Raw genomic sequence first — 10,960 nt, 5'->3', positions numbered from 1 at the left:
GGGCTCTGTTAATTCGGAAGCAGGTCTACCAAGTTAGCCACGTTCCCATACGACCTGGCGTGACAGCTTGACAGCTATAGGTTCTATATCGGAACAGCATTTACCTTCCAGAGGTTGCTTGAGCAGACTTCAATTCGATGACAAAACGGTCGGACCGTGGTGGGCCAAACCCGCTTTGCACCAAGGGCAATCGAGCCCGTGGCTGTGATGGGGTACCCACTCGCGGATATTCATCGTGGGCCTGCAGCGAGCGCTGCGAACCGAGCCCGGATACATGGCTGCAACCTCGACCCAATGCCAGAGATTCAGACTGCTTGACAACGGGGAGGCGTCCCGACATGGTGCAAATAGCGATCAGCGAATCGGTTAGAGTGTCGGCCTGACCGATTTGAGGGCGCACGATGAGCAAGCTGAAGAGTCTGGACGGGCTGTTCGCCGGCCGTCACTTCGACCGTGACGTAATCATTCTTTGTGTGCGCTGGTATCTGCGCTACAAGCTCAGCCTGCGCGATCTCGTCGAGATGATGGCTGAGCGAGGGTTGTCGCTTGCTCACACGACAATTCTGCGTTGGGTGCAGCGCTATACGCCCGAGTTCGTCAAGCGCTGGAACTGTTTAGCAACACCTGCGGGACAGTCGTGGCGGGTTGACGAGACGTACTTGAAGATCCGTGGCAGGTGGTTCTATCTTTACCGGGCGGTTGATCGCGCCGGCCAGACGGTAGATTTCGTGCTTCGCGCAAAGCGTGACGTGAAGGCAGCCACGGCGTTTTTCCGCAAGGCCATCAAGCATCAAGGCCGGTCGCCCAAGACCCTCACGCTCGATGGCTATGCCGCCTCGCATCGCGCCGTGCGCGAGATGAAGACTGATGGGCTGCTACCCGAGGACACGACGGTGCGGTCTTCGAAGTATCTCAATAATCTGATCGAACAGGACCATCGTCACATCAAGTCCAGAACGAACGTGATGCTCGGCTTCAAACGTTTCAGGAACGCGGCGACCACTCTTGCGGGCATTGAGTTGATGCACCGCATTCGTAAGGGGCAATTTGGTCTGAACCGCTTGCGCCTCAAAGATGCCTCCACGCCCGCCGTTTGGAATGTGGTCCTCCCTGCTCAATGAGGTATCCCGATCTGTTGGCATCAGCTCGCCGAAACCATCTATTTGCACCAGAACCGTCAAGAGCACCGTGGCAAGCGTCTTGTACAAAAAAGACAAGCTAAACGGGCATAAGTCGCGCACTCGCTTCGTCTGCTGTAGTGAAATCTAAGGATGGTCAGCTCAGTTCGGTAAGCGGACCAGTCACAAAATGATCTGTTTTAATGTGCACGCGCAAGCAACTTACGGATAGTGCCGCGCAGCCACTGATGCTCCGTATCATCGCGACTGCGCGGGTGCCAATAAGCAGCCAGTGTGACCGCAGGCAACTCCAGCGGCAAGGCGTGAACCGAGATGGGCGACCACACGGCTGCGACGCGTGCAACGCTTTCCGGCACCGTACTAATCAGGTCAGTGCTGGCGACAACGGGAGGGATCGCCAAAAAACTCGGCTGCCACAGGGCGATGCGGCGCGCGAGCCCTTGCGCTGCCAGAGCCGTGTCGATAGCATCGGTGTACATCGATCCATCGCGCATCAACGCTTGGACATGTGCCGTTTCGACATAGCGCTCAATTGTCAGGCCATTCCTCAAAACGGGATGATCAGACCGAGCTATGCAAACGAATGGCTCGACGAACAGCGGTATACGGATCAACGTGTCAGGCGCTTCAGGAAGGTACCCGATGGCGAGATCAAGCACGGCGTTCGCCAGCATGGTCTCGACATGCTTAGGATCTGGATCCTTGAAGACGACCCGGATCATAGGCGCTGAATTCTGCAATTCGGCCATAAGGAGCGGCAGTACTTTTGATTCGACGAAATCGGTTCCGATCAGCGTGAACGTTCGCCGACTGGTCGCCGGATCAAAATGTGATGGGACGGCAGTGAGTCGTTCGATGACGGCCATCAAATGGTCGAGTTGCGGGAGCATCTCCTCTGCACGGGGAGTCAACGTCAACCCGTTTGGCCCGCGCACCAGCAATTTATCGGAGAACAGCTCCCGCAATCTCGCGAGTGACGCACTCATCGCGGGCTGGCTTATGCCCAGCTTCTCCGCCGCGCGTGTCACGTGCCGTTCAATCAGTAAAGCCCGCAGCGGGACCAAAAGGTTGAGATCCAGTCCGTTGTAGTCCATGTCGCTGTCCCACGCGTAGTGTCGCCGTCGCCCATGTTAAACCAGCGTTCTGCGCGCGACCATTGACGTCAGGCGGCACTATTCATGCTGTCGATGTTGGTCATCGATGCAAGACGATAGCCCGTCAGGGCCCTTGCGACTAATCTGAATCTTGTGCGCGGTGACGACGTCAGGCAGCTTGCTACTGTGCCGATCGCCGATCCACGCTTTTCATAAATTGGAGATAACGATGATCCCTGAACTGAAAACCATATCGCACGACGACATGATGCGCCGTGTCGCGATTTTTGCGCATCTGCGCGGATCCCTTGGCGGACTGCCCGACAGCGACCTCGCGGGATGTCAGCGGGAGCTGATAAACGTTATTGGCTTCCAGCCACCAAAAGGTGAGGAGCAGGTGGTTTCACCGGTAGGAGCGGATGCTTCACGCCTTGCAGCCATTCCGATAACAGAGGGGTTCAATCTCGGATTTGCGCGATGCAAACCGGGCAACGGTCCGCTTATGCACAACCACGATACGAACGAAACATTCATGCCCGTCACCGGCCGCTGGCGGTGCGCGTGGAATGAAGGTGAGGATTACGACTACGTGGATGTAGGGCCATGCGACGTGGTCTCGTTTCCTCCTGGCGTAGCTCGCCGGTTCCTCAACATCACCGAAGATGAACCCGACGCCGAACATGTATTGTTGTTCGTAGTCTCGGGGGACGCGCCGCAAGCCGAATACACTCTCGATGCCAAAGCCAAGATCGCTGCAAACGAAAGCGTCGCCGCCCAAAGCGCTGTATTGTGAGCGAACAATTGTTTTCTGGGTGGCAACAAGAGTTGGCTACCGTGCGCGAACGCTTCCCTCTCTTGACCTACGAGGTGCAGGGAAAGGAGTGGCACGTTCGCGACACGTCGAACCTCTCTGGAAAAGGACGACCAACGTTGATGCTGCTTCCAGGCAGCCTTGGAAGCGCGAGCATCTCCTTCAGACAGATGCTCGCGCTCGGCTCTGAATGACAGTGCGATGTGCCGCTACCGTACTGGCTTTCGCTTCGGAGAGGGCAAAGCGCTAGCGGTTGTTCGGCCCGGCACGGTCTCCGAGCAGTGGAAAGCGCTTGAGGCATGCATTGCGGCTAGCGTGATCGTGATTACGCAAGCGTCGAACACTGGCCTCACCGACGGCTCGACGCCGGATGGAAACAACTACGATCGCGACATCGTCATCGTGAGCACCAGTCGGATGAAAAAGGTGTATGTGATCGAGCAGGGAAAACAGGTCATATGCTTGCCTGGCGCCACGCTAGACCAGCTCGAACACGTACTCAAGCCCCTTGGACGTGAACGTCATTCCGTCATCGGCTTCAGTCGCATCGGCGCGTCGGTGTTCGGCGGGGTCTGCAATAATTCGGGCGGCGCGCGGCTACAACTGGGACCCGCGTATACGCAGATGGCGGTATTCACGCAGGTAGGTGCGGCTGGAAAGCTCCACCTGGTCAATCATCTCGGCATTCGTCTGGGGGACACGCCGGAGGACGTGCTTCGCCGTCTCGACCGCGGAGAATTCCCCGAAGCCGACATCCAGCCTGATGCAGGCGCCGAATCGGACCGCAACTACGTGACCCACGTCAGAGAAATCGATACGCACACGCCCGCGCGCTTCAACGCCGATCCGCGTCGCCTGTACGAGACGTCGGGCTCCGCCGGCAAGCTGGTGGTGTTCGCGGTGCGACTCGATACCTTCCCGATCGAGCAAGATGCGAAGGTGTTTTACATTGGCACGAATCGGCCCGAAGAACTGACCGACATCCGGCGTCACGCTCTGCACGTATTCACTCACCTACCGATTTCGGGCGAGTACCTGCATCGCGACGCCTTCGATATCGCTGAAAAGCACGGCAAAGACACGTTCCTGACGATCCACTATCTCGACACGTCCAGATTGCCGGCTTCCTTTGCTCTTAAAAATCGCTTCGATTCGTTCTTCGACCGGTTGGGTTTTCTTCCTTCAAATTTCACCGACCGCGTCATGCAGGCGATGAGCGGCCTGTTCCCCAGTCACCTTCCACCACTAATGAAGGAATACCGCAACAAGTATGAGCGTCACCTTTTGCTGAAAGTCCCGGCCGAAGGCGCCCCTGAAACGAAAGCCTTCCTGGAAGGCTACTTTGCGAAGGCTAGCGGCGGACACTTTGAGTGCTCCGACGAAGAGGGAAACAAGGCGTTTCTTCATCGCTTTGCTGCGGCTGGCGCGGCGGTGCGCTATGGCGGGACCACACGTCGAACGCATTGCGTTCTGGTCTGTAGCGTTGCACATCCTTGACGAACGAATCACTTTTTCCATTGGAGAATCATGATGTCCATGACGGTTGCGGATCAATTTGTGGAAGTTCTCGTGGCAGCGGGTGTCAAACGCGTCTATGGAGTTGTCGGCGACAGCCTGAATGGTCTGACGGATGCGATGCAGCGCAACGGCAAGATCGAATGGATACACGTGCGCCACGAAGAAGTAGCGGCCTTTGCCGCTGGCGCGGAAGCGCACATGACAGGTTCGCTGACGGTCTGTGCCGGAAGCTGTGGACCAGGCAACCTGCACCTGATTAACGGGCTGTTTGATTGTCATCGTTCGCGGGTACCGGTTCTTGCGATCGCCGCGCACATCCCGTCACGGGAAATCGGAAGCAGCTATTTTCAGGAGACGCATCCGCAGTTGCTATTCAAGGAGTGCAGCAGCTATTGCGAACTGGTCTCTGGCGCGAACCAGATGCCCCGAATGCTGGAGATAGCCATTCGCGAGGCGGTGGGACGGCGCGACGTCTCGGTGCTGGTCATCCCAGGGGACGTCGCGCTGCAGCCTGCCATCAACGCTCCGCTCCCACAGGTAGCGGGCCTGCTGCCGCGTGCCCCTGTCAGCGTGCCGGTCAAACAGGATCTCGATCACCTGGCCGCCATGCTCAACGGCGACGGACGCGTCACACTGATGTGTGGCTCCGGCTGCGCCGGCGCTCACGATGAAGTGGTGGCGCTGGCTGAACGCCTGAAGGCCCCTGTCGTTCATGCATTGCGCGGCAAGGAACATGTCGAATGGGACAACCCCTACGACGTCGGCATGACGGGCCTGATCGGCTTCTCGTCCGGTTACTATGCGATGCGCGATTGCGACGTCCTTCTGATGCTGGGCACGGACTTTCCCTACACCCAGTTCTATCCCACCCAAGGAACGCACATCGCGCAGATCGACATCCGTCCGGAAAACCTTGGACGACGCGCCGCCGTTGAACTCGGTCTGGTCGGCGACGTGAAGGCCACGCTCGCAGCGCTCATGCCCCGCCTCCAGCAGAAGGGCGATGCCGCTCACCTTGAACAGGCGCAACAGCACTATCGCAAGGCACGTAGCGACCTGGACGCACTTGCTCGGGGCAATACGAACAAGCCGCTGATTCACCCACAACAGGTTGCAAAGGCCATCAGCGATCACGCTTCGGAAGACGCCGTCTTCACCTGTGACGTCGGCCTGCCGACCGTTTGGGGCGCGCGTTATCTCGCGATGAATGGCAAGCGCAGAGTCATCGGCTCGTTCTGGCACGGATCGATGGCCAACGCCATGGCGCAGTCGATCGGCATTCAGGCGGCTTATCCGGGCCGGCAGGTGATTTCGATGTCTGGCGACGGTGGCTTCGCGATGCTCATGGGCGACTTCCTGAGTCTTGTGCAGCTTGGCTTGCCGGTGAAGGTCGTGGTGTTCAACAACGGTGCTTTGGGATTCATTGAACTCGAACAGAAATCGACGGGCTTCGTCAATGTCGGCACTGAGCTGAACAACCCCAATTTCGCAGCAATGGCCGAGGCTGTCGGGATTCGCGGGATCCGCCTGGAAAAGCCGGATGACGTGGAGGCGGGCATTGCCCAAGCGTTTGCGCACGATGGGCCGGTGCTTGTCGATGCAGTGGTCAACCGCCAGGAGCTGGCCATGCCGCCGGCCATCACGGCTGAGATGGCGAAGGGCTTTTCGCTCTACATGGTCAAGGCGATTCTGAGCGGTCAGGCGAACGAGGTGCTCGACCTCGCCAGCACCAATCTCTGGCGATAAGGAGGCGAGCATGAACGCCACTGCATTGCTGCTTTCTCGTCTGCAGTTCGCTTTCACCGTGTCGTTCCATATCATCTTTCCGTCTTTTACGATCGGACTGGCGGCATGGTTGACCGTTCTCGAAGCGCTGCATATGTTCACCGGGCGACCCGCGTACCGCCGGGTATTCGACTTCTGGCTCAAGATTTTCGGCGTAGCGTTCGGCATGGGTGTCGTGTCGGGAATCGTACTAGCATTCGAGTTCGGTACCAACTGGAGCGAACTGTCGCGACTATCCGGCCCGATTCAGGGGCCGCTGCTATCGTACGAGACCTTCACCGCATTCATGCTCGAAGCGTCTTTCTTCGGCATCCTGCTGTTTGGCCGGACACGCGTGCGTCCAGGCTTCTACCTGTTCTCCACCGCCATCGTCGCGTTGGGTACCACGCTGTCCGCCTTCTGGATCATGGTGAACAACAGCTGGATGCAGCATCCGGTCGGCTATCAAATACTCAACGGCCAGTACACGCCAGTAGACTGGGCCGAGATCATCTTCAGCCCGGTCGTATGGGTCCGCTTCCCGCACATGTTGTTCGCCGCGTATCTTACCGGCGCGTTCTGCGTCGCGGCAACCGGCGCCTGGTACGCGCTACGCGGGATCTACCACGCGGAGGCGCGAATCATGGTGGGCATGGGCCTCGCTCTCGCGGCGATCCTGATACCCGTGCAGTTGTTGTTCGGCCATCTTGTCGGCGACTACGTCCATCACTATCAGCCCATCAAGTTCGCCGCGATCGAGGCGCGCTGGCATGACGAGCAACCCGCCGCGGAAGTCTTGATCGCGTGGCCGGACGCGATAGGCGAAGCAAACGAATACGCGGTGTCGGTGCCCGTACTCGGCAGCCTTATCGGGTCATCAACGCTCAACTCCAGGGAAGTCGGACTGAGCGATTTTCCACGCAACGAGCGTCCGCCAGTCGCCATTCCTTTTTTTTCCTTTCGCCTGATGGTGGGTTGCGGGATGATCATGCTGCTGGTCGCGTGGGGCGGCTCAATTCTTTCGTGGAAGAACAGTCTGATGCAGCGCCGGGCACTGCTGTGGGCTGTGTTCCTGTGCTTCCCACTGCCCTTCATCGCGACGCTCACGGGCTGGTTCACGGCTGAGGTGGGACGACAACCCTGGACGGTCTATGGCATCCTGCGCACCGCCGATGCACTGACGCCATTTCTGACCACGCGCGCAGCCATCCTGTCGCTGGCGATCTTCTGCATCACTTATGCATTCATCTTCGCGTTCGGCATCTACTACATCTACAAACTTCTGTGGCAGGGGCCACTCGAGCATTTGACGGAGAAGCCGCCAACTGCGTTGCCGAACCGCCCTCTCTCAATTGCCAGTTCTTCGGGTCAATCCGATACCGGGCAGGCGACGCCCCGCGCCCGTGCATCGCTCATGGAGCTACGCAAATGATTTCTTACTGGTCAGGCATTCTCGCCGTCAGCATGTTGATTTACGTCCTGCTCGACGGCTTTGATCTGGGCGTAGGGATGCTTTTTGGCACCACCCGCGACGCCCAGCGACAACGTGACATGCTCTCGTCGGTCGCACCGCTCTGGGACGGCAACGAGACGTGGCTGATTGTCGCCGGTGTCGTGCTTTGGGGTGCCTTCCCTCTCGCCTACTCGCTACTGGTTCCGGCGTTTTATATCCCGGTGATAGTGATGCTCGCCGGCCTTATCTTTCGAGGTGTCGCGTTCGAATTTCGCGGCCGCGCCGAGCGCTCGCGTGGCATATGGGATGTGGGATTCGTGCTCGGCTCTCTGGTCGCTTCGTTCATGCAGGGCGCGATGGTAGGCGCGCTGGTCGAAGGCCTCCCGATCGTCAATGGCCGCTTCACCGGCAACGACATGACCTGGTGCAGTACCTTTTCGCTGCTTAGCGGTCTGGCGCTGTGCGTCGGCTACGCGTTGCTCGGTGCAGGCTGGGTCGTGAAAAAATGCGAAGGCGACGCGCGCGATGCGGCATTCCGCGTGATTCCCCCGCTTCTCGTGGCGGTCCTCGCGTTGCTGATCGCGTTATTCGTCCATGCATTGCACACCAACCTGGCCGTCATGCATCGCTGGATCGAACGACCGTCCCTCTTCGCCGTACCGCTCATCGCTCTTGGCTCGATCCTGTGCGTGTGGAAGGGCGTGAGACAGCGGCGAGACGCACTTCCATTCGCAGCGATCGTTCTACTGTTCATCTGTGCGTTCGCGATGCTGGCTATCTCCTTCTGGCCGTACATGATCCCGTTCTCACTGACCATCGCCGACGCGGCCGCGCCGCACGCGAGCCTCGCATTCATGTTCTGGGGCGCAGGCATCGTCGTGTATCCGTTAATGCTGATCTATACGGTGTGCAGTTACGCCGTGTTCAATGGCAAGGTCAACGTCATGTCGAACCACTACTGAAATGAATCGACTACGCCTTGCGCGGGACGGCACTATTGCCTGCAGCCGTCGCTTCTTCGAATCGAACGCCCGGCAAAGCAACGACTGGAGATGGAGACCTGTGTTGCATCTGCATCAGATTCATCCGAACGCCAGTGCGCTCAAGCGAAGCTTGTCGCGTCACCGTCCCACATGGTAGGGATTTGCCAGCGACGGTCGGTACCGCGTGTACGAGACATGCGCGCGCGGTGGCCGCGACGCAGGCAAGCGATGAGCTGACGGCGCAGTTCGCCGCGCGGGTGAGCGTAAATGGCGGTGTAGATCGTTTCGTGCGAAACCCGCTGTGTCCGATCGGTCGGATACATATGTTTGAGGATCCCGGATATTTGCCGAGGTAACCACCGCCACTCGAGCGGCGTCAGTACGACGCGCCAGCAGGCGCTGCAGATGCAGGCTCGCAATCTCCAGACGTTCTTGAGCTTGCAGTTGTTTGTACCGTGTCTCTTTGAGCATCACAACACCTTATACGCTTTCAGTGTTGCACTTCACATTTGAGCCCGCCGTACCTGGCGCGAGAAATCGAACCTCTAGGGAGAAAGGACATGCTGGCAAAAAGGGATGACGCGTGGATGCAGACTATTGGACTGCTTAACCTGCTCTCTGCTGACCCAGGAGCGAATGTCGGTAAGCAGGAGAAGACTGTGGCGCGCATTAGCCGTGGCACACTCACCTTCATGCTCGATCGCGAGGCGCGCGAAATGTGCGTAAGGGTTGTTGACAGGCCAAGCCCAATCACCGCCACCATCGCATGGCGGGATCCGACTGCGTGTTGTTACGGCGATCAGGTCTGGCGGGCCAGTGTGTCGCGCAGCGACGGCGTGTGCGCAGTGAGCGGCCGCCCAATCCATCCTGGAGACGCTGTTTACAGACCGCGTGCCAGTCATCCGTTGCCGCTTAATGTCGGCGAGATGATTCTTGCGGCTGTTGTACACGACGCGGTTGAGGGTCAATAACCTGCCATTTCGGCTTACTTCTGAACGATGCCACGGTCATTGATCCGAGGAACGATCGGGCTTGGTGAAGAAACGGCCAAACGACGAGTCGGCAGTTATCCGCGTGACGGTCGTGCGCATCGCGCTGGCGGTCCGAATTTTCAGGGGCGGGCTCCATGGCAAGAGAACACATGGCTCGTTGCGGGTCATTCGCCGGCACCGGGCGGGCCCGCTATTTCGGGCAATGCCGGGAATTATTGGGACACTAATTTGCACGGCCATCGCGCTTATGGCTTCGCTTTTCATGGTCAAATTTTTGTCGAAATTTTTTCCTAGTTTGCTAAAAGGAGTTGCCTGTGGAAGATCTTCCCTTCGTTGCCTCGGTCTTGTCGCTGCCTGCCTGCTACTTTGCGTCGATCGCTTGGACGGCGGGTAACAGGAGATCAGAGATGGCTGTGCGTCGGCGAGTGAGTGGCGTCAAACGATACGTTGGCCCAGCACGGCATGCGCCTCCTAACCTATGGTGTACGTCGCCATGTTCGTGACGCCGAGTATCGACCCGTCGACTACGCGTGTTGAGGTCGTATCGGAGCGTACATTGGCGACAAACATAACGGCAACCAATTGGGAAGGGACGACCTTAGATGGCCTTAGCGTTGCGCTTCAGAGCCGCTCTAGCCAGGTCACCACACCGTAACTAACCATACGGGCGACGCCTCAGAACAGACGAACAGTCTGTTCGACCGTTCGACCCTCCCTGCGCAACCAATAAGGCGCTGCGTCCGACGAGTGGATCGATCGTGCGCTAATTGGCCGCTGGCAGACCAACTATGCCGAAAGTAAATGGGCCAATAACACGCATCGGTCTTGTCATCACTGTGCTTGAGCCCATCGTACTTCCTGGTCCCCGTGGTGTTGGCCAGATGGACCACGAAACCGGCCGCCTGTAGGCCGTCGACGAGCCAGTGCCAGTTGTACGTGCTATAGAAATATTTCTATAGAACTTATTATGGGCGCCTCGGGATTATGCAAGGTTTGTCGGTCATTCCGAGGTGCGATCGCCCAATTTTGCTGGACTCCGGGTGCGCTTCAACGACTATAGACTTCACATAACAGACCGTGCTCTGCTCAGATGGCTTCGCCGCCAATTCAGAGGAGAGCAACCATGATTACGCAAGTTGTTTCTGAAGTCGTCATGCGCAATCGCGCACGGAACGGCGCACTTGAACCAGTTGTCGGAGCATATGC

General features: G+C 58.3%; 7 protein-coding genes and 3 pseudogenes. 7 read left to right on the top strand and 3 right to left on the bottom strand.

From position 1 onward, the window contains the following. Positions 1-401: 401 nt before the first annotated feature. Positions 402-1,121, top strand: coding sequence for an IS6 family transposase (locus AWB69_RS44155; RefSeq protein WP_062093063.1), 720 nt, complete (start codon positions 402-404; stop codon positions 1,119-1,121). Between the two features lie 197 nt (positions 1,122-1,318). Here AWB69_RS44155 and AWB69_RS44150 read toward each other — a convergent pair whose 3' ends face one another. Next, the gene (locus AWB69_RS44150) at positions 1,319-2,233 is read right to left on the bottom strand and encodes a LysR family transcriptional regulator (RefSeq protein WP_062093062.1); all 915 of its coding nucleotides are present in this window, start codon (positions 2,231-2,233) and stop codon (positions 1,319-1,321) included. A 229-nt stretch (positions 2,234-2,462) separates the two neighbouring features. On the opposite strand from AWB69_RS44150, the gene AWB69_RS44145 reads away from it, so the two are divergent. The 5 genes and pseudogenes from AWB69_RS44145 (at position 2,463) to cydB (ending at position 8,741) form a co-directional block, all read left to right on the top strand. After that, positions 2,463-3,026 (top strand): cupin domain-containing protein, encoded by a 564-nt coding sequence (locus AWB69_RS44145; RefSeq protein WP_062093061.1) that lies wholly within the window; start codon positions 2,463-2,465, stop codon positions 3,024-3,026. 219 nt (positions 3,027-3,245) lie between these two features. After that, positions 3,246-4,502, top strand: a pseudogene (gene dld, locus AWB69_RS44140) (D-lactate dehydrogenase); the annotation flags it as partial. A gap of 72 nt (positions 4,503-4,574) precedes the next feature. Continuing rightward, complete coding sequence (poxB, locus tag AWB69_RS44135) at positions 4,575-6,308, top strand: ubiquinone-dependent pyruvate dehydrogenase (RefSeq protein WP_062093060.1); 1,734 nt, start codon at positions 4,575-4,577, stop codon at positions 6,306-6,308. Between the two features lie 10 nt (positions 6,309-6,318). Then, positions 6,319-7,758, top strand: coding sequence for a cytochrome ubiquinol oxidase subunit I (locus AWB69_RS44130; protein ID WP_062093059.1), 1,440 nt, complete (start codon positions 6,319-6,321; stop codon positions 7,756-7,758). Then, entirely contained in the window at positions 7,755-8,741 is a 987-nt protein-coding gene (gene cydB, locus AWB69_RS44125) for a cytochrome d ubiquinol oxidase subunit II (protein WP_062093058.1), read from the top strand. The genes AWB69_RS44130 and cydB overlap by 4 nt, the downstream gene beginning before the upstream one ends. A 170-nt stretch (positions 8,742-8,911) precedes the next feature. On the opposite strand, the pseudogene AWB69_RS51045 reads toward cydB, so the two are convergent. Further along, positions 8,912-9,154, bottom strand: a pseudogene (locus AWB69_RS51045) (IS30 family transposase); the annotation flags it as partial. Between the two features lie 168 nt (positions 9,155-9,322). Here AWB69_RS51045 and AWB69_RS44115 point away from each other — a divergent pair. Further along, positions 9,323-9,733, top strand: a complete 411-nt coding sequence (locus AWB69_RS44115) for a DUF3331 domain-containing protein (protein WP_062093057.1) — start codon at positions 9,323-9,325, stop codon at positions 9,731-9,733. An 830-nt stretch (positions 9,734-10,563) separates the two neighbouring features. Here AWB69_RS44115 and AWB69_RS51150 read toward each other — a convergent pair. Further along, positions 10,564-10,695: pseudogene (locus AWB69_RS51150) on the bottom strand (IS110 family transposase); the annotation flags it as partial. Between the last annotated feature and the right edge of the window lie 265 nt (positions 10,696-10,960).

The sequence above is a fragment of the Caballeronia udeis genome, assembly GCF_001544555.2.
GTDB classification, from domain to species: domain Bacteria; phylum Pseudomonadota; class Gammaproteobacteria; order Burkholderiales; family Burkholderiaceae; genus Caballeronia; species Caballeronia udeis.
This window is presented reverse-complemented; position numbering and strand designations above follow the sequence as displayed.

Coding starts and splice junctions, on each gene's coding strand:
- AWB69_RS44155 (WP_062093063.1), top strand. CDS start 402: ATGAGCAAGCTGAAGAGTCTGGACGGGCTGTTCGCCGGCCGTCACTTC.
- AWB69_RS44115 (WP_062093057.1), top strand. CDS start 9,323: ATGCTGGCAAAAAGGGATGACGCGTGGATGCAGACTATTGGACTGCTT.
- AWB69_RS44145 (WP_062093061.1), top strand. CDS start 2,463: ATGATCCCTGAACTGAAAACCATATCGCACGACGACATGATGCGCCGT.
- poxB (WP_062093060.1), top strand. CDS start 4,575: ATGTCCATGACGGTTGCGGATCAATTTGTGGAAGTTCTCGTGGCAGCG.
- AWB69_RS44150 (WP_062093062.1), bottom strand. CDS start 2,233: ATGGACTACAACGGACTGGATCTCAACCTTTTGGTCCCGCTGCGGGCT.
- cydB (WP_062093058.1), top strand. CDS start 7,755: ATGATTTCTTACTGGTCAGGCATTCTCGCCGTCAGCATGTTGATTTAC.
- AWB69_RS44130 (WP_062093059.1), top strand. CDS start 6,319: ATGAACGCCACTGCATTGCTGCTTTCTCGTCTGCAGTTCGCTTTCACC.